18 protein-coding genes are annotated in these 18,758 nt (G+C 32.0%); all 18 read left to right on the forward strand.

Going from position 1 to position 18,758, the window contains the following annotated elements:
• The first annotated feature begins 99 nt into the window (after nucleotides 1-99).
• The 18 genes from J2S74_RS19475 (at nucleotide 100) to J2S74_RS19560 (ending at nucleotide 18,729) form a co-directional block, all read left to right on the forward strand.
• Nucleotides 100-1,224 (forward strand): glycosyltransferase, encoded by a 1,125-nt coding sequence (locus J2S74_RS19475; RefSeq protein WP_307328914.1) that lies wholly within the window; start codon nucleotides 100-102, stop codon nucleotides 1,222-1,224.
• A 3-nt stretch (nucleotides 1,225-1,227) separates the two neighbouring features.
• Entirely contained in the window at nucleotides 1,228-1,374 is a 147-nt protein-coding gene (locus tag J2S74_RS19480) for a YwzD family small protein (protein ID WP_307328916.1), read from the forward strand.
• Nucleotides 1,375-1,417: 43 nt separating this feature from the next.
• Entirely contained in the window at nucleotides 1,418-2,032 is a 615-nt protein-coding gene (locus J2S74_RS19485; protein ID WP_307328919.1) for a sugar transferase, read from the forward strand.
• Nucleotides 2,029-2,682 carry an acetyltransferase gene (locus J2S74_RS19490; RefSeq protein ID WP_307328921.1) on the forward strand — a complete coding sequence of 218 codons (654 nt, stop codon included), beginning with the start codon at nucleotides 2,029-2,031 and terminating at the stop codon, nucleotides 2,680-2,682. The genes J2S74_RS19485 and J2S74_RS19490 overlap by 4 nt, the downstream gene beginning before the upstream one ends.
• Nucleotides 2,666-3,829: a DegT/DnrJ/EryC1/StrS family aminotransferase gene (locus tag J2S74_RS19495; protein WP_307328926.1), complete on the forward strand. Its 1,164-nt coding sequence runs from the start codon at nucleotides 2,666-2,668 to the stop codon at nucleotides 3,827-3,829. Before J2S74_RS19490 ends, J2S74_RS19495 begins: the two co-directional genes overlap by 17 nt.
• A 16-nt stretch (nucleotides 3,830-3,845) precedes the next feature.
• Nucleotides 3,846-4,589 carry a glycosyltransferase family 32 protein gene (locus J2S74_RS19500; protein WP_307328930.1) on the forward strand — a complete coding sequence of 248 codons (744 nt, stop codon included), beginning with the start codon at nucleotides 3,846-3,848 and terminating at the stop codon, nucleotides 4,587-4,589.
• Nucleotides 4,590-4,599: 10 nt separating this feature from the next.
• Entirely contained in the window at nucleotides 4,600-5,838 is a 1,239-nt protein-coding gene (locus J2S74_RS19505) for a glycosyltransferase (RefSeq protein WP_307328933.1), read from the forward strand.
• A gap of 2 nt (nucleotides 5,839-5,840) precedes the next feature.
• Entirely contained in the window at nucleotides 5,841-6,896 is a 1,056-nt protein-coding gene (locus tag J2S74_RS19510; RefSeq protein ID WP_307328936.1) for a glycosyltransferase, read from the forward strand.
• Nucleotides 6,893-8,065 (forward strand): polysaccharide pyruvyl transferase family protein, encoded by a 1,173-nt coding sequence (locus J2S74_RS19515; RefSeq protein WP_307328939.1) that lies wholly within the window; start codon nucleotides 6,893-6,895, stop codon nucleotides 8,063-8,065. The genes J2S74_RS19510 and J2S74_RS19515 overlap by 4 nt, the downstream gene beginning before the upstream one ends.
• Nucleotides 8,066-8,067: 2 nt before the next feature.
• Nucleotides 8,068-9,258, forward strand: coding sequence for a glycosyltransferase (locus tag J2S74_RS19520; protein ID WP_307328942.1), 1,191 nt, complete (start codon nucleotides 8,068-8,070; stop codon nucleotides 9,256-9,258).
• A 9-nt stretch (nucleotides 9,259-9,267) separates the two neighbouring features.
• Nucleotides 9,268-10,455: a glycosyltransferase gene (locus tag J2S74_RS19525; RefSeq protein ID WP_307328945.1), complete on the forward strand. Its 1,188-nt coding sequence runs from the start codon at nucleotides 9,268-9,270 to the stop codon at nucleotides 10,453-10,455.
• A gap of 14 nt (nucleotides 10,456-10,469) precedes the next feature.
• Entirely contained in the window at nucleotides 10,470-11,702 is a 1,233-nt protein-coding gene (locus J2S74_RS19530; protein ID WP_307328948.1) for a glycoside hydrolase family 88 protein, read from the forward strand.
• An 11-nt stretch (nucleotides 11,703-11,713) separates the two neighbouring features.
• Nucleotides 11,714-13,495: an ABC transporter ATP-binding protein gene (locus tag J2S74_RS19535; protein WP_307328950.1), complete on the forward strand. Its 1,782-nt coding sequence runs from the start codon at nucleotides 11,714-11,716 to the stop codon at nucleotides 13,493-13,495.
• Between the two features lie 272 nt (nucleotides 13,496-13,767).
• Entirely contained in the window at nucleotides 13,768-14,409 is a 642-nt protein-coding gene (locus J2S74_RS19540; protein ID WP_307328953.1) for a ParB N-terminal domain-containing protein, read from the forward strand.
• 45 nt (nucleotides 14,410-14,454) lie between these two features.
• Entirely contained in the window at nucleotides 14,455-15,639 is a 1,185-nt protein-coding gene (locus J2S74_RS19545; RefSeq protein ID WP_307328955.1) for a glycosyltransferase family 4 protein, read from the forward strand.
• Nucleotides 15,632-16,450, forward strand: coding sequence for a glycosyltransferase (locus J2S74_RS19550; RefSeq protein ID WP_307328958.1), 819 nt, complete (start codon nucleotides 15,632-15,634; stop codon nucleotides 16,448-16,450). Before J2S74_RS19545 ends, J2S74_RS19550 begins: the two co-directional genes overlap by 8 nt.
• A 168-nt stretch (nucleotides 16,451-16,618) precedes the next feature.
• Entirely contained in the window at nucleotides 16,619-18,559 is a 1,941-nt protein-coding gene (locus J2S74_RS19555; protein ID WP_307328961.1) for an asparagine synthase-related protein, read from the forward strand.
• A 14-nt stretch (nucleotides 18,560-18,573) separates the two neighbouring features.
• Nucleotides 18,574-18,729: a paeninodin family lasso peptide gene (locus J2S74_RS19560; protein ID WP_307328964.1), complete on the forward strand. Its 156-nt coding sequence runs from the start codon at nucleotides 18,574-18,576 to the stop codon at nucleotides 18,727-18,729.
• Nucleotides 18,730-18,758 lie beyond the last annotated feature (29 nt).

Genomic DNA, 18,758 nt, shown 5'->3' on the forward strand with positions numbered 1-18,758 from the left:
CCATTATCAGAGGTGCGTCTACTATATAGGTGTTTATGAAATTTTGAGAATACGTGAGTATTCAGGAGATATTTTAACTTTATAGAGGGAGGTGGATATATGTCAAAAAAAATAAGGGTATTACATGTATTAGGTGGTCTTTGGTGTGGGGGGACTGAGACTTTTGTAATGAATATGTTCCGTTCTATAGATAGAGAAAAAGTGGAATTTGATTTTCTAGTACATGAAAAATCAAGAACTTTTTATGACGATGAAGTTGAATCACTTGGAGGTAGAATTTTTCGTGTACCTGATAGAATTGAAGTTGGTACACTTAAATACATTATCAACCTTCTTCGCATCCTAAAACATCAAAAGCCGGATGTGATTCATGCACATGCAATGTTTAATTCTGGTGTGATTATGTTGGTAGCTTATATTTCACGGATAAAAAAAAGAATCTGTCATGCCCATAGTACTAATGATCAATTTGGCAATAGTATTTCGAGAATGTTATTTCGATTAGTAATGAGATTGAGCCTTCGTTTATTTGCTACTAACTATGCAGCATGTAGTAACTTTGCAGCAGAATATTTATTTGGATCGAGGTTAACGAAAAAAAATAGAATTGATATTATTAATAATGGTGTAGACTTACATAAATATTTTAGTATTACACAGCAAGAAACTAATGATGTTCGTAAAGAGTTAATGATTTCAGAAGACAATTATGTAATAGGTATTGTTTCTAGATTAGTTGAAGTAAAAAATCCATTGTTTATTATAAAACTATTTAAAAAAATACATCAAAATGATAATAAAACTATAGTAGTTATAGTAGGTGACGGTCCACTCAAAGTAAATATTGAAAAGGAACTGGAGCATAACGGACTTAAAAAGTTTGTAAGAATAACAGGAAATAGAAAAGATATACCACAGTTGTTAAGTTTATTTGATGTATTTGTTATGCCTTCTCAATTTGAGGGTGTACCCATAGCTGCAATTGAAGCGCAAGCAAAAGGACTTCCTTGTATATTGTCTAAAGGAGTTCCAAATACAGCTGACATGGGGCTTGGGTTAACTCGGCATATAGCTTTAAATGATGAAAAGGGATGGGTGGATGCTATTAATTCAAAACCACCCAAAATAAGAGACATAAAAAATATTAAAAAAGCTTTTAAAACAAAGGGATTTGATAATGGAAGTGCATCATACCGATTATTACAAATCTATGGAGGAAGTTAATGTATGAATGATTTTGAAAAAATAACTCAAGAAAAATTACAAGAAATTCTATTAAGCACTTATAACAAAGTAGAGGAAACAAAGAATATAAATATTATAGAAGTAGTAGAAAGTATAAAGGAAGAAATACTATCAATCATAGATAAATAAAAGGTTAACAAAATAGATTCCCCCAACTAGTGAGGTGGTGAAGTTGAAACGTAGTTTTGACTTAATAGTTTCTTTATCTTTACTAATTTTATTATTACCAATTATTGTTGTGATTGCTACAATTGTTTGGGTAAAACTAGGGTCTCCAATATTATTTAAACAACAACGACCTGGGTTATATGGTTCCCCTTTTTACTTCTATAAATTTAGAACTATGACTAATGAATTTTCAAAAAATGGATCACTATTATCTGATAATGAACGGCTAACTCCATTTGGAGTATTTTTAAGAAAATACAGTTTAGATGAATTGCCCCAACTATTTAATGTGATCAAGGGGGATATCAGTTTAGTTGGTCCAAGACCACTATTAATGGAGTATCTTCCATTGTATTCAGAGGAACAAATGACACGGCACAATGTCAGCCCTGGAATAACAGGTTGGGCACAAGTGAATGGTCGTAATGCTATTTCGTGGGAAGAAAAGTTTGAGTTAGACGTTTGGTATGTTAGAAATCATTCTTTCCTGTTAGATATGAAAATCTTGTTTTTAACCGTTTATAAAGTTATAAAATCCGATGGAATTAACCAGCCAGGAAATGTGACCATGGAGAGATTCAAAGGCCTAAAGTCAAATATAAGTGGTGATCAAAAATGAAGATTGTCATAATTGGTAAAGGTGGTCATAGTAAAGTTATCTCAGATATTGTCCAGTCCGATCCTCAGATAGAAATTATTGGATATTTGGATGACAAATATAATGATTTCTTTAGTAAAGGGGATTTATACTACGGGCCAATTAACTCGGCAAAAAGGCTAATCCATATTATGCCAGATGTCAAGTTTATTATAGCCATCGGAAATAATCTAGTTAGAGAACAGATTGCCAAAATACTCAATCTTAATAATTGTGGTTATGCTTCTCTCGTTCATAAAAATGCTATGATAAGTTCTAGTGCCCAGATAGGTCAAGGAACAGTTGTCATGGCAAACGCTGTAATTAATGCCGATAGTAAAATTGGTAATCATTCTATAATTAACACATCAGCTGTGGTGGAACATGATAACGTAATCGGAGATTTCGTTCACATATCTCCTAATGTAACGTTAACTGGAGGTGTTCACATCAAAGACGGGGCTCATGTGGGGGCAGGCGCCACTATTATACCTGGAATTGAAGTAGGAGAAAGGTCTATTATAGGAGCAGGTGCTACTGTTATTCACCATATTCCACCTCATTGCACAGCAGTTGGTATACCGGCATTAGTTAAAAAGAAAGTAGGTGAGCTTATTGCTAACAACGACTAATAAAAGTAGAATTTTTCTTTCACCACCACATATGAGTGGAAAGGAATTAAAGTATATTAAAGGTGCTTTTGAATCGAATTGGATTGCCCCTTTGGGACCAAATGTGGATGCCTTTGAAAAAGAAATAGCAGATTACTTAGGAGTCAATGATGCTGTAGCAGTAAGTTCAGGAACTGCAGCAATTCATCTGGCTCTTTCTTTATTAGGTGTAGAAAAAGGGGATACGGTCTTCTGTTCTAGTTTAACCTTTGTTGCTAGTGCAAATCCTATTTTATACCAAGGTGCAGAGCCAGTTTTCATTGATTCTGAACCAGATACGTGGAACATGTCACCAGAAGCTTTAGAGAAAGCACTAATGGAATCGGAACTTGACAGGCGCCTTCCGAAAGCAGTAATTGTAGTGAATTTGTATGGTCAAAGTGCCAAAATGGATGAAATAACTTCTCTATGTGATGATTATGGTATTCCATTAATTGAGGATGCTGCAGAATCTCTAGGTTCAACCTATAAAGGTAAAGCTAGCGGGAGTTTTGGGGAAATGGGGATTTTTTCTTTCAATGGTAACAAGATCATTACAACTTCTGGTGGAGGAATGTTAGTTTCGGATAATAGTGAATGGATGAAAAAAGCACGATTCTTAGCAACACAAGCAAGGGATCCGGCTCTCCATTATCAACATAGTAAACTTGGATATAATTATCGGTTAAGTAATATTTTAGCTGGGGTTGGTAGAGGGCAATTAGAAGTACTAGACGAACGAGTTGAAGCACGAAGGCAAATTTTTAATCGTTATTATGAAGAATTAGCACATCTCCCTGGTATTTCCTTTATGCCCGAATTAATGAATACGAAGTCTAATCGATGGTTAACGGCCTTTACGGTGGATGACTCTATATCAGGAGTATCGGCAAAATCTATACTAAAAAACTTAACGGAAGAAAACATTGAAGCTCGCCCAGTATGGAAACCACTTCATATGCAACCTTTGTTTGAAGGGTGTGATAATTATCCTCATAGAGAGAATGAAAATATTTCCGAATCTCTCTTTCATCAAGGGATATGTTTGCCTTCCGGTTCAAGTATGAGTGAAACAGAACTATTAAGGGTTATTAATAGTGTGAAAAATACATTGAAAATAAAGGTCTAGAAGGTGAGTGTCAACAATGAAACTAGTAAGAAACAAAATACCAAAGATCATTCATTATTGTTGGTTTGGGGGAAAAGAGAAGCCAGAAATAGTAAAAAAATGTATGGAGACATGGAAGGAAAATCTACCTGATTATGAAATTAAAGAATGGAACGAAAAGAACTTTAATATTAACTGTAATCAATATGTAAAAGAAGCTTATGAATCCAAGAAATTTGCTTTTGTTAGTGATTATGTTCGAGTTCATTCTTTATACCACGAAGGTGGAATTTATTTAGATACGGACGTGGAAGTTTTTAAACCTTTTGATGATTTATTACATCATGATTCTTTCTGGGGATTTGAACAAGAAAATTTTATAGCTACAAGTACAATTGGAGTAGCAAAAGGTAACAAATTGATAAAACGATTCTTAAATTCTTACGAAGAAAAACGTTTCATTCAAGAAAATGGTGAGTTGGATCAATTAACTAATGTAGCAATATTCACGAAGATCCTACAAAGTATTGGTCTTCAAAAGAATGGGAAATATCAAGAAATTGACGATGTTGGTGCTTTTTTCCCGCAAACGTACTTTTCTCCTTATGATTATATTAACTGTAGAAAGTTTATTACGGACAATACGTATACTATGCATCACTTTTATAAAAGCTGGCTCCCTCCAAAGGCGAGATTTAAAAGTAATATTAAGTTGTTATCTTCAAAGCTTATTGGGGGAGAAAATATTGCACGGATAAGAAAAATAGTTTCAAGAGCATAGGAGGTCCCCTATGAAGGATATTTTAATATCCTCCTTTGATATGGAAGTAGGAGGAGTAGAACGAAGTCTTATAAGTATGCTGGAACACTTTGATTATGAAACATATAAAGTGGACTTAATGCTCTACAGGCACCAGGGAGAGTTCATGAAATTAATTCCTAAGGAAGTAAATTTACTAAAGGAAAGCCTTCCGTACACTTCATTTAGAAAATCGATTTCGGAATTAATTAGGGAGAAAAATTATCCTCTTGCTGTCACAAGGGTATTGGCAAAATTAAATACAAACATATTAGGTCGAATGAAAAAAATGGAGGAACCGGGCTATTTGCAAATGCAGCTTATGTGGAGGTATGCCTTACCATTTCTTCCTAATGTAGAAAAAGAGTACGATGTGGCAATAAGTTATTTATGGCCACATTATTTTATTGCAGAAAAAGTCAAAGCTAAAAAGAAAATAGCCTGGATTCATACCGACTATTCAAAAATAGAAACTGATTCCAGAATGGATATAGAGATGTGGAATAAGTTTGATCACATCGTGGCAGTTTCTGATGCTTGTAAGGAATCTTTTATAAAAAAATATAAAGAATTAACAAATAAAGTTATTGTTATGGAAAACATCACATCTCCATTATTTATTAAAAAGATGGCTATTGAACAAACAGCTCATGAAATGTTACCAGATAAACGTTTCAAATTAATGACGGTTGCAAGACTTTCCCATGCGAAGGGAATTGATAATGGAGTTAAAGCTTTAAAATTATTGAAGGAAAAAGGCTACAATATTGCTTGGTATGTTGTAGGTTATGGTGGAGATGAAGATAAGGTAAAACAGTTGGTCCGGAAAAATAATCTAGAGAATGATTTTATCCTACTAGGTAAAAAGACGAATCCATATCCATATATCTATGCTTCTGATATATACGTTCAGCCATCTAGATACGAAGGAAAAGCAGTTACTGTAACTGAGGCAAAGATATTAGGCAAACCAATTATTATTACCAATTATTCCACATCCAGTAGTCAGTTGACAGATGGGATTGACGGTATTGTTTGTGACTTGAGTGTTGAAGGTATTGCTAATGGATTGGAGATTCTTTTATTAAATGAAAACTTACGGAATCAATTAGCAAATAATTGCATGAATAATGATTATAGTAATTCAGACGAATTACAACACTTATATTATCTAATAGATAAAGAATGTCAGAGAAATCATCTTAAAAGTAGTGTGAAAGGAGTGATCTAAGAATGACTATTAAGGTTAGTGTGATTATACCAGTGTATAATGCAGAACAATATATTGCAGAATGTATTGAATCACTCCTTTCACAAACTCTTAAAGAATGTGAATTTATTTTTATTAATGATGGTTCAACGGATAAAAGTAGGGAAATTATCAAAGCATTTAAACTTCATGACGAAAGAATTAAGTTGATTAATCAAGAGAATCAAGGCGTTAGTATTGCAAGGAATAAAGGGTTAGAACAGGCATTGGGAGAGTATATCGGCTTTGTAGATGCTGATGATTATATTGAGAGTGATATGTATGAAACACTCTACTATTCAGCAAAGGATAATAATTGTGATGTTGTTTTTTCTAATTTTGAAGGTCAGTTGGATGGTCATAAATATATTATTCAATATCCATTTCCTACGAACAAGGTATTACCCAAATGTTATGTACATACAGAAATTGCAAAATACCTTATTAAAGAAGATAATCTCAACTCAGTTTGGAATAAATTGTATAAACTTAATGTGGTTATTGATAATAATATTTCTTTCCCAAATAAAGTAGTTATTGGTGAGGATTCATTGTTTAACATACAAATATTCAGCACTGTTAGTAATGCTATGTATTTAGATTATAAGGGATATCATTATAGAGACGTTGATGGAAGTGCCACTAGAGATATTTCAGCAAAGGATTATTATAAACGGGCATTAGAAGTATATAGTTTAAAAATTCCTGAGAATTTTTCCTTATACATTGATAATAAACAGATAAAAGAATTAAAGTCTATCAAACTTATAAAAAGTGTCATGTCCTTTATTCATCTTTATTTTACACCATCAAATAAAATGGGATTAACTATGAGGTATAAGTATGTTAAGGATATGATAAATGATAAATATGTGAATAATGCATTAGCTTATTATTTTGAAAAAGAATATAACAATTCGGGAAGATTTGAAAAAGTGTTTTGCAAACTAATAAAATATAAATTTATTTTTGGGTTATATATTTTAACTACTTATAGTAGATACAGAAATAAATTAAGTAGACATGGAGGAGTACTATGAAAATTGTAATGTTTGCTCATGGTGGTAGTCTTAATAGGGGGTGTGAAGCTATTGTACGTTCATCAACGAATATAATAAAAGATAAAATTCAAAATGTTAAAGTATATTTAGCTTCTGAGAATCCTGAATCAGATCAACAGTTAGATTCATTAAATGGCATATTCGATGCTTCTAAACAAAGTATCACTAGATATTCCTATGATTGGTTGATATCATCACTGAGAGTAAAATTATTTAATGATGAAACATATGCACTGGGTATTATTGAAAACAATATTATTAAACACATTAATGAAATGGATGTTTTTCTATCAATAGGTGGAGATAATTATTGTTATGGGGAGCAACCAGGTTGGTATGAAGTTAATAGAAGAGTTAAAGTTCAGGGGAAGAAGTTAGTGTTATGGGGGTGTTCAATAGGAGAAGAAGATATGTCGGATAGAAAACTAGAAGATTTAAAACTATTTGATTTAATACTAGCAAGAGAGTCATTAACTTATAATATGTTATTGAATAAAGGTTTAACCAATGTAAAACTATGTGCAGATCCAGCTTTTACAATGGAAAGAGAAGAGTTAGAATTACCCGAAGGTTGGCAAGAAGGAAATACAGTTGGGCTTAATTTCAGCCCCCTTGTTATGAAAAGGAATAAGGATTCTAAAACTGCTGTAACAGAATTAATAACTCATATTCTGAACAATACTAATTTATCTATTGCCCTTACTCCTCATGTTATCCAAGAAGGAAATAGTGACTATGAAATATTAAGACATTATTATGAAATATTTAAAAATACTAAGAGAGTGATTTTATTACCTGGTAACTTAAATGCCATTCAATATAAAGGATATATTAGTAGGATGCGCTTCTTTATTGGGGCAAGAACACATGCAACAATAGCAGCTTACTCTTCCTTTGTTCCTACAATGGTATTAGGCTATAGTGTTAAATCCAGAGGAATCGCAAAAGATATATTTGGAGAGGAAAAATTGGTATTAAGAATTGATGAGGTTTCAGATTTTAGTCTTTTAAAACAAAATTTTGAACAAATGATAAATGAAGAAGTTGCTATTAAACAGCAGTTAAAAACGAATATGCCATATATAAAAGGAATGTCTTATAAAGCAGTAGAACACTTACAAGATCTTGTTGAAACAATTGAGGTGTAACGATGAAAAAGGATATATTATTTGTTATGCCAAGTTTAGCTGCGGGTGGTGGAGAAAAAAGCCTTGTTAATCTACTTTCAAAAATAGATTATGATCTTTATAATGTAGACTTACTTTTATTTGAAAAGTCTGGAGAATTTATGAATTTAATACCATCGAAAGTTAATCTACTTCAATTACCAACTAAATATATAACCTTTTCAACAAATATAATTAATTCTATAAAGGAATTTTTAGTACAAGGTAATATAAAGTTAGTATATTCTAGATTTATGTTTTCTATTAAAGGTAGAACTATAAAAAATCCAAATATTTCAGAACAAAAGACTTGGAAATATATTGGGGACTCCTTTGGTACATTAGAGAAATCATATGATGTAGCAATTGGTTTTATGGAAAAATCATCTATATATTTCGTGGTTGAGAAAGTGAAATCCAAAAAAAAGATAGGGTGGATTCATACTAATTATTCAAATTCAGGTATGAATAACTACTTTGATAAATCATACTTTAAGCAATTGAACCATATAGTTACTGTTTCAGAAGAATGCGCAAAATCTTTAGAACAAAATTTTATAGAAGAAAAAAGTAAAATTAAAGTAATCCATAATATTGTATCCCCATCAATAATAAATAATTTATCTAATAATGAACTGCCAAATAACTTCAACTACGAAAGTAGTTTCATTAATATCATTACAATTGCTAGGTTAAGTTATGAAAAAGGAATAGATATTGCAGTGGAAGCTTGTAACTTGTTAATAAACAAGGGGTATAAAATAAAATGGTATGTTATAGGTGATGGAAAAGAGAGAGGAAAATTAGAAGAACTAATAGGTAGCTTTAATTTAAATGATAACTTTATACTTTTAGGCACCAAAGCTAATCCCTATCCTTTTTTAAAGAATTCAGATATATATGTACAACCGTCTAGGTATGAAGGAAAGTCGATTGCATTAGATGAAGCTAAAATATTACAAAAGCCGATAATAGTTACTAATTATGATACTTCCAAGGACCAAATTAAAGATGGTAAAAATGGAATGATAGTAAGCATGAATGCAGAGGGATTATATTCGGGGATAAAAACATTAATTGAAGATGATATCAAAGTATCTTCTTTTATAAAAAACTTAGCTAAAGAAACGCAAGGAACTGAAGAAGAAGTAAAGAAATTTTATGAACTTATCTAGGGTGATTATATGAAAAAAAACGTAATATTTATAATAAATAATTTAAACTGTGGAGGTGCAGAAAAGGGACTTATTTCTTTATTAGAGACACTAGATTACTCAAGGTATGATGTGGATTTATTTTTATTTAAACATGAAGGATTATTTTATAAAAAAGTCCCATCTCAAGTTAATATACTTGATGAACCTCTTGAGTTTAGATACTATGATATGCCGATTAAACAAGCAATTTTTAAAGCTCTAAAAGAAAAAAGATTTGATATCACGCTATCTAGAATTCAAGCTGGGATAATTTTTAAAACTGAAAGGAATTTGGCACGTTGTGAACAAAGAGTTTGGAAATACTTATCTAAAGTAGTAAATGCTCCAAGTAAAAATTATGATGTTTCGATCGGGTTTCTTGAAAAAAATCCAATATACTTTTCCGTAGATAATGTCAAGGCAAAGAAGAAAATTGGATTTATCCATACAGATTATGAAAAATTACAAATGGACCCTAAAATAGACGCTAAGTATTTCGAAAAACTTTCACACATTGTTACGGTTTCTAATGAAAGTTCAAATGTTCTTAAAAATATATTCCCAGAAAATAGTGATAAAATAACCGTGATCAAAAATATAGTGTCAGCAAATACAATAAGAAAAATGTCACTAGATAATATATATTGCGAAAAAAAAGACATAACCATTGTATCAGTTGGGCGTTTACATTCAGCTAAAGGTTTCGATTTAGCTATTGAAGCATGTGACTTATTACTAAAGAAGGGATATAAAGTTTTGTGGTATGTAGTTGGAGAAGGCCCTGAAAGAAATAAGCTAGAGTCGATCATTAATGAAAAAAAAATAAATAACAATTTTAAACTTGTTGGTATGCAAGAAAATCCGTATCCCTATATAAAGATGTGTGATATCTATGTTCAAACCTCTTTATTTGAAGGAAGTTGTATCTCTATAACGGAAGCAAAGATACTAAGAAAACCAATAGTATCAACAAATTTTAGGTCTATCTCTGATCAAATTATAGACGGTGTCAATGGTTTAATAGTAGATATGAAAGCAGAAGAAATTATGAAGGGAATCGTAAGTTTAATTGAGGACCAACGAATGAGAAATAAAATAGTATCTAATTTATCAGATGAAAGTTTAGGTAACGAAGAAGAAGTTAACAAGCTTTACGATATCATCGATGTTACATAGAAAGGAATTAGATAATGTTCATTCAGTTAATAAGTGTAATACTACTGGCTTGTATTGTTTTAGTTCTTTTATTAGATATTATTCCTATTTTAAAAGATTGGATAAGTAGAATCCATATTGGAAGATTTATTGATAAAAGTGAATGGAATAGAAAAATTACTGAAATAGGAGTTAAGTGGTTAAATAATACACCTAAAATAAAAGTGACAGATAATACTAGGTTAGTTGTACTCGATATGATTAAAGGGAATTATACTAAAAATACGATACAACATTGGCAAGAGGCTGCATTGTTACTTGGTTTGGCTGAATATCTAAAAGATAATGAGGAGGATTTAAAAGTTAAGAAAGAAATAACAAATTATCTAAATAAAAATTTTGATAAAAGCGGTCAATGGTTAAAAAAAACAGAACATATCGATGTGGCTATTCTAGCCTATTCTATAATGAAAATAGATTTTATAGACACAGATAATTATAAAGAAGCTTTAGATTATACGTGGGAATTAATTAAAGAACATATTGGTGAAGATGGAACGGTAGGATATAGAAAATCTATGCAAAACTACAGGTATGTAGATACGATAGGTTTTATATGTCCTTTTTTAGTTGCCTACGGTAACCGTTATAACAAAAGTGAATGTATTGACTTAGCAGTTAAACAAATAAAAGAGTATGTCCAATATGGTATGTTAGAAGAACATTTTATACCGTGCCATGCTTATAAAGTAGATAGTAAAGCTCCTTTAGGATTATACGGCTGGGGGAGAGGACTAGGTTGGTTTGCAATTGGGTTAATCGATACATGGCTGGAGCTAGAAGATAAGAGTCACTATAAATCGGACTTACAAATAATTATGAAGAATTTTACTAAAACCGTAATAAATCTCCAGCAACATAACGGCAGTTGGAATTGGACAGTGACACGTAATGAATCAAGAGCAGATTCATCAACAACTGCTACTTTGGGATGGTTTTTATATAATGCATCTAAAATAGATGGAATTGCTAAAGAAAGTTTAGATAGTTCACAAAGAGCTATCAGTTATTTAATGAAAGTAACAAGAAGAAGCGGTGCAATTGACTTTTCACAGGGGGATACGAAAGATATCGGGGTTTATTCAAACCTGTTTAATATTTTACCGTTTACACAAGGGTTTGTGATTAGGGTAACTAACTCTAACGAGCTTATTGATAGCAATATTGTTAAAACTTTAAAAAGTAACAATGCTATAACTTTTATCTAGGTATATTAGGAGTGAGGGTTTTGAAAGAACCAATAATAAAAATTTTAAAGCTGTTCAACAAAACGGAAAAGAATAAATTACTAATTTTATTTGTTATGATGGTTTTTGCTGCTATATTTGAGACCATTGGGATCGGTTTAATAGTTCCCTTTATTGGAATAATTACTAATCCGAATATCATTCAGGAACAACCAATACTATTATTTATATACGAGTTGTTCAATTTCCAATCAACTACATTGTTTATAATTTTTTCAGTTATTATATTTTTGGGAGTATTTCTTCTTAAAAATATTTATTTACTTATCTTTCACTATGCACAATACACCGTTATTTTTAATCAACAAGTACAGCTTTCACGGAGGTTATTTAACGAATACTTAACAAAACCATATACATTTCATTTACAGAAAAATTCTGCAGATTTAATTAGAAATGTAAATGGTGAAGTACCAAAGGTATTTCAGGGTATAATTCTATCTACTTTTCATTTATTAACAGAGTTACTTGTTATAATCTGTATTCTTACATTATTAGTAATAACAGCTCCCGTAGCAACTATTGTAGCTTCTACTTTATTAGCAGGTAGTGTTTTTTTATTTTTTAAAGTTTTTCGTAATAAAATTAGTTACCTAGGACAGGAACAACAAAGAGTAGGCGGAGCAATGATTAAATGGGTGAAGCAAGGATTGGGAGCAAGTAAGGAAGTAAAGGTTTCTGGTAAAGAGAGTTTTTTTGTAAATTCATATACAGGACAAAGCCAAATTCAAGCAAATAATAATAAGTACATGAAGATGTTAGAGCAAGTACCTAGAATTTTTATTGAATCATTACTTGTTTCTATAGTTCTAATTACCATGCTTATCATTATTCTTCAAGGAACTAACACCGCACAAATTGTATCTACTATGGCATTGTTTGCCATGGCTGCTTTTAGATTAATGCCATCAATTAATCGTGTGGTGGGAATGATTTCTTCTATTCGATATAGCTATCCAGCTCTATCTGTAATTTACGAAGATTTATTTGAAAATAAGGAAGAGGCCTCATTTGGAGATTCAAATAAAATAACATCCGTAGATAAATATACACGTACATACAATGAATCAATAATTTTAGATGATGTTTCCTTTCGTTATCCAAATCAAAGAGAGTATTCAGTGAGAGAGGTTTCTTTAACTATTCCAATTGGCTCGTCAGTTGCATTTATTGGTGAATCTGGAGCTGGTAAAACTACTATTGTAGATTTGATTCTCGGACTATATCGTCCGGAAAAGGGAAAAGTAACAATTGATGGGAAAGCCTTAGACGATCAAAGAGAAGTTTGGCAGAAAAATATTGGTTATATACCTCAATTTATCTTTCTGTCCGATGATTCTATTAGGGCAAATGTAGCTTTTGGAGTAGATAATGAAAAAATAGATGACAAACAAGTTTGGAGAGCTTTAGAACAAGCACAATTAAAGGAATTTGTTCAGGATTTACCACGACAACTAGAAACAAATGTCGGGGAAGCAGGAGTTAGACTTTCAGGGGGACAGCGTCAACGAATTGGTATTGCCCGTGCATTATACCATAATCCTGAAATATTATTTATGGATGAAGCTACTTCAGCATTAGACAACGAGACGGAGAAAGAAATAATGAGAGCAATTGATGGATTAAAAGGGGATAAAACATTAATAATTATTGCACATAGACTTAGTACAATAGAGAACTGTGATATTATTTTTAAAATGAATAAAGGCAGATTAATTGCTACGATAAATAAATCGAACAGGTCAATTGTATAAAATAATTAAAATAAATGATTACTAATTTAAGGTTATAAGTGTCAAAGGAAAGGGGTTTTAACTTGCAACTAATAAATAAGGCGATTGTAAAGATATTATCAAGAAAGGGTTATCTCCTAACCCCCAAAACAGAAAAGTAAAGACTGGAAGTAAATGATTATTCTCAAACGGTTTATAGTAGGGGCAATTTCTTTTTTTATATAAAAAGCAAGATTGCATGTAACTTTAATCAATTTTTTTTCGACCAAACTAACTGGCATTATCATACTAAAATGGTCGAAGATATAATAAATAATGGGAATGTTAAATATAAAGGAAGTATACTTGAAAAGTACTATTCGACTTATAAACCATATACATTTAAGGAGTTATATTTTATTAACCAAAAACCAATTATTAGTGACAAACAAGATAGTAGAATATTAAATGAAAATCTTAATTACTATAAATATGATCTTTGGAGTGATGAGCGACAAAAAGTTCAAATGGATAGAGTTCATGAATATGGATTATTGAGGTCACATGGTACACAACATTTTGGTCCAGTATCCATTCAAAAAGGTGAATTAGAACTACAGCGACTAAAGGATACCTACCACTCAATCCTCAAATATGGGCATCTACCTAATAAATTTGGATTTATTAGTGGTTACTTTTTAAGGTATAAAAATAGATATCGGTTTATTATATTAGATGGTAATCATAGAGCTGCTGTCTTATGTGCTATGGGTTATTCAAAGATACCGGTAACATTTCAAGCAGGTTCTCCAAGGATAATAGATTATAATGATATTAAAAATTTTCCACATGTAAAACGTGGGTTATTTAGTTTACCTTTAGCTAAACAAATCTTTAAAACTTATTTTGAAGATGATGGTACTAAAAAAGCAAGAAATTTAGGCCTAATTAATTAAATGAAAGCTAGGAATTTTAAAACACGAATTAACTGGAGATGTAAAATGTATAGGAAGAAAATATGCTTTGTAACAACTACTTCTCTTACCATAAAGACCTTTTTATTAGGGCAATTAATTTTTTTATCTAAAAATGGGTATGAAGTTACGGTTATCTGTAATCATGATATAAAGTTAAAGCAGTTGCTTCCTAAAGATATAAATTATAAACCGATAACAATGAAGCGTGGCATTAAACCTCTAAACACAATAAAAAGTATTTATCAAATATATAAGATTCTTAGAGTGGGAAAGTACGACATTGTTCAATACTCTACTCCAAATGCTGCGCTGTACTCAGCCATTGCCTCTTGGGTAGCTAAGATACCAATCCGGTTATATTGCCAATGGGGTATTCGATATGTGGGCTTTACTGGTTGGAAGAGGGGACTATTTAAGGTTATTGAAAAGCTAGTCTGCTCCTTGTCGACAAATATTGAACCAGATAGTAACGGTAACCTAGAATTTAGTCATAGGGAAGGGCTTTATAATAAGGATAAAAGCAAGGTAATATGGAATGGAAGTGCCAATGGAGTAGAGCTGGAGAAGTTTGTTTTTTCTAAAAAGGAAATATGGAGAAGTAGGATCCGTGATAAGTATGATATAGACTTCAGGGATATTGTACTTGGATTTATTGGCAGATTAGATAAAGATAAGGGAGTAAATGAACTGCTTGGAGCTTTTAAGATAATCTTAAGTAAATACCCAATGACTAAGCTACTTATGATTGGTTCAGATGATAAAAATGAAGGTTTAGATCAGGAATTGTTACAGTGGTCTAGATCAACTGACGCAATTAAATATACGGGGTTTACTAACGAAGTGGAAAAGTATATTGCTGCATTAGATATTTTTATCTTACCAAGTTATCGGGAAGGATTTGGTTCGGTAGTAATAGAAGCGGAAGCAATGGGAGTCCCAGTTATTGTAACAGATATCCCAGGTCCGATAGATGCTATGAAGCCAGGGGAAACAGGTTTAACTGTGCCAAAGGCTACCGTTCAGCCGTTAGTAGAAGCAATAGAACAAATGATAGTAAACCCAAAGATGAGAGAGAAAATGGGAGAGAATGCTAAAAGTTTTGCTAGAACAAATTTTGATCAATCGAAGCTTTGGGATTTTATAATGGAGGATAGGGAACGCCTATATAATACATTTGTTTCTTCCAAAAAGGAGAAGATGAATGCATAATATCCAACCGAAAGTATCTATAATAATGGGAATCTATAACTGTGCAAATACACTAAAGGAAAGTATCGATTCATTGATTAACCAAACATACACTAACTGGGAATTAATTATGTGTGATGATGGTTCAACGGACGACACTTTTTTTATTGCCAAAAAATATGCAGATCAATTTGAAAATATTAATGTAATACAAAACGAAAAAAATTATGGTCTTGCCTATTCATTGAATGAGTGTATTAAGCATGCCTCTGGAGAGTACATTGCTAGACAAGATGCAGATGATCTATCCCGTCCGAACAGGCTCTATAAAGAGGTCAGTATCTTAGATAGATTTCCTCAATATGATATTGTAAGTACTGCTATGGCTTTTTTTGATGAAACGGGGTATTGGGGAGAGATAAAATCCGTTGAGAAACCGCAGCCAAATGACTTTATAGTACAAAGCCCATTTTGTCACGCCCCAAGTATGATACGTCGTCAGGCACTATTAGATGTAAAGGGATATAGGACAAATAGGAAAACCTATCGTGTGGAGGATTATGACCTTTGGTTTCGAATGTATGCTAATGGGTCGAGAGGTTACAACATACAAGAGGTCCTATACGATGTTAGAGATGATCGAAGTGCAATTAATAGAAGAAAGTATATTCATAGAGTAAAGGAAGCCTATGTACGTTTTAGTGGTTACAAATTACTTGAATTACCACTGGCATCTTATATATATGCCCTTAGAGCATTAGTAGTGGGACTAATACCGAGTGTTCTTTATAAGGAATTTAGAAGAAGGAAATATAATATTAAAAGAGTGTAATTAAATAGGTTAGAGTTTATTTTTTTGTTATTTAGCTGAATTTATTACATTAATCGTCAAAAAACTTCGTTGACTTTAGGGAAGTATAATGATAACTTATATCTTAGTTGTTCGTTATAAAGAATTTAAGGTGATTAGTAAGCAAGGAATAAGATTCTGGAGGTACCCATGAGTGCAATTGCTTGTATTTACAATATTAATAAAGAACCTGCTTCAACTGAATATAGTAATACAATAATGAACGCCCTGCAGCAATTTCCTGCTAATGACATTCAAACATGGCATAAGAACAATATATTTCTTGGATGTCACGCACAATGGATCACACCTGAATCTGTTGGTGAAGTCCTTCCTTACTATAATGAAGAAAGAAAATTGGCCATAACGGCAGATGCCATAATAGACAATCGTGAAGATTTGTTTAATCACTTACAAGTAAATCCATCTAAACAAAGTGAAATGCCAGATAGCCAGTTAATCTTACTTGCATATGAAAAGTGGGGAGAAGATACTCCAAAGTTTTTAGTGGGTGATTTTGCTTTTATTATTTGGGATGAGCGTAAACAAAAGCTTTTTGCAGCTAGGGATTTTTCAGGAAGTAGAACACTATATTTTTTCCAAGATGAAAACCGTTTAGCATTTTGCACAACGATGAAACCACTCCTTCAATTACCCTATGTTCATAAAAATATCAATGAATATTGGATGGCAGAATATTTAGCCATTGCTGGAATGATTGATGTAGTAGATCCATCCCATACAGTATTTAAAGGGATAAATCAACTGGCCCCTTCTCATAGTATTACTGTAGAAGAAAATAAAGTACATATTAATAGGTATTGTCAATTAACTTCTGGTGAGAAGCTCAAATTGAAATCCGATGAAGAATATGTAGAAGCGTTTCAAGATGTTTTTCAGAAGGCTGTTAATTCCAGGTTACGAACCCATCGTAACATTGGGGCTCAATTAAGTGGTGGATTAGATTCAGGCTCCATTGTAAGCTTTGCAAATAAGGAATTAAAGAAAGAAAATAAAGATTTATATACTTTTAGTTATGTTCCAGCCAAAGATTTTCAGGATTTCACCCCAAAAAACATCGTACCAAATGAGAGACCTTTAATAGAATCCACAGTAAGGCATGTGGGAGGGATAAAGGGTCATTATTTAGATTTTGAAGGGAGAAATTCATATTTAGAAATAGATGATTTCCTCGATACAATGGAAATGCCTTATAAGTTTTTTGAAAATTCATACTGGTTGACTGGGATGTATGAGGAAGCGAATAAGAATGACTTAGGTATTCTATTAAATGGTGGGAGAGGAAATTTAAGTGTTTCATGGGGATCAGCATTAGATTACTACGGAATACTTCTCAAAAAATTGAAGTTGATACGCCTATATCAGGAGTTAAATCAATATAGCAACAAGGTTGGAGGAGCAAGGTTACGAAGACTGCCAACCATTGCAAAAGTTGCCTTTCCTTTTATTAATGAATTTTTCTCTAAAAAAGAAGTCTATAGTAACCCAATGTTAATTAACACGAATTTAGCTGAGCGTACTAATGTATTTAATAAATTGAAATTTTATGGGATGGATGAAACGGGTTGGTTTTCATCAGCAAATATATACGAGCAAAGGAAACGTCATTTTGAAGATGTATGCCATTGGAATGCAAGTAATACATTGGCTGCTAAACTTTCATTGAAATATTCATTATGGAAACGTGATCCTACAAATGATATAAGGGTTATTCGTTTTTGCCTTACATTACCTGAAGACCAATATGTAAAAAATGGATTAGACCGAGCACTAATTAGAAGGGCAACAAAAGATTATCTCCCAGATAACATTCGTCTGAATCAGCAGCTTCGAGGAGTTCAAGGGGCTGACTGGGTGCATCGTATGATACCGTATTGGAACAAATTTATTGGTGAAGTTAAAGAAATGATTGCTGATAACGAAGCAGTGCAGTATTTAAATATACCAATAATAAAGGAAGCACTGAAAAAGGCTGAAAATGGGGTTACTCCAGAGTATGTATTAGATACAGACAGTAAAGTACTTATGCGTAGTTTAATAGTTTTTAAATTCATAAAAAAATTTACTTGAAAGGAGGTGACAATATGAAAAAGCAATGGCAAAAACCAGAACTACAAGCACTGGATGTAACGCACACAATGGCTTCGACTGTATGGGGACCATATACTGATGAAGCGTATGTACCTGGGGAAAATGTAGACCCAAATGATCCAGGAACATGGGATCGTTTTACTAGTTAAGTAAAAGAATTTTAATATGTACATCTTTT

The sequence above is a fragment of the Evansella vedderi genome, from assembly GCF_030813435.1.
Lineage (GTDB): Bacteria > Bacillota > Bacilli > Bacillales > Salisediminibacteriaceae > Evansella > Evansella vedderi.

Coding starts and splice junctions, on each gene's coding strand:
- J2S74_RS19475 (WP_307328914.1), top strand. CDS start 100: ATGTCAAAAAAAATAAGGGTATTACATGTATTAGGTGGTCTTTGGTGT.
- J2S74_RS19480 (WP_307328916.1), top strand. CDS start 1,228: ATGAATGATTTTGAAAAAATAACTCAAGAAAAATTACAAGAAATTCTA.
- J2S74_RS19490 (WP_307328921.1), top strand. CDS start 2,029: ATGAAGATTGTCATAATTGGTAAAGGTGGTCATAGTAAAGTTATCTCA.
- J2S74_RS19500 (WP_307328930.1), top strand. CDS start 3,846: ATGAAACTAGTAAGAAACAAAATACCAAAGATCATTCATTATTGTTGG.
- J2S74_RS19505 (WP_307328933.1), top strand. CDS start 4,600: ATGAAGGATATTTTAATATCCTCCTTTGATATGGAAGTAGGAGGAGTA.
- J2S74_RS19510 (WP_307328936.1), top strand. CDS start 5,841: ATGACTATTAAGGTTAGTGTGATTATACCAGTGTATAATGCAGAACAA.
- J2S74_RS19515 (WP_307328939.1), top strand. CDS start 6,893: ATGAAAATTGTAATGTTTGCTCATGGTGGTAGTCTTAATAGGGGGTGT.
- J2S74_RS19520 (WP_307328942.1), top strand. CDS start 8,068: ATGAAAAAGGATATATTATTTGTTATGCCAAGTTTAGCTGCGGGTGGT.
- J2S74_RS19525 (WP_307328945.1), top strand. CDS start 9,268: ATGAAAAAAAACGTAATATTTATAATAAATAATTTAAACTGTGGAGGT.
- J2S74_RS19530 (WP_307328948.1), top strand. CDS start 10,470: ATGTTCATTCAGTTAATAAGTGTAATACTACTGGCTTGTATTGTTTTA.
- J2S74_RS19540 (WP_307328953.1), top strand. CDS start 13,768: ATGGTCGAAGATATAATAAATAATGGGAATGTTAAATATAAAGGAAGT.
- J2S74_RS19545 (WP_307328955.1), top strand. CDS start 14,455: ATGTATAGGAAGAAAATATGCTTTGTAACAACTACTTCTCTTACCATA.
- J2S74_RS19550 (WP_307328958.1), top strand. CDS start 15,632: ATGCATAATATCCAACCGAAAGTATCTATAATAATGGGAATCTATAAC.
- J2S74_RS19555 (WP_307328961.1), top strand. CDS start 16,619: ATGAGTGCAATTGCTTGTATTTACAATATTAATAAAGAACCTGCTTCA.
- J2S74_RS19560 (WP_307328964.1), top strand. CDS start 18,574: ATGAAAAAGCAATGGCAAAAACCAGAACTACAAGCACTGGATGTAACG.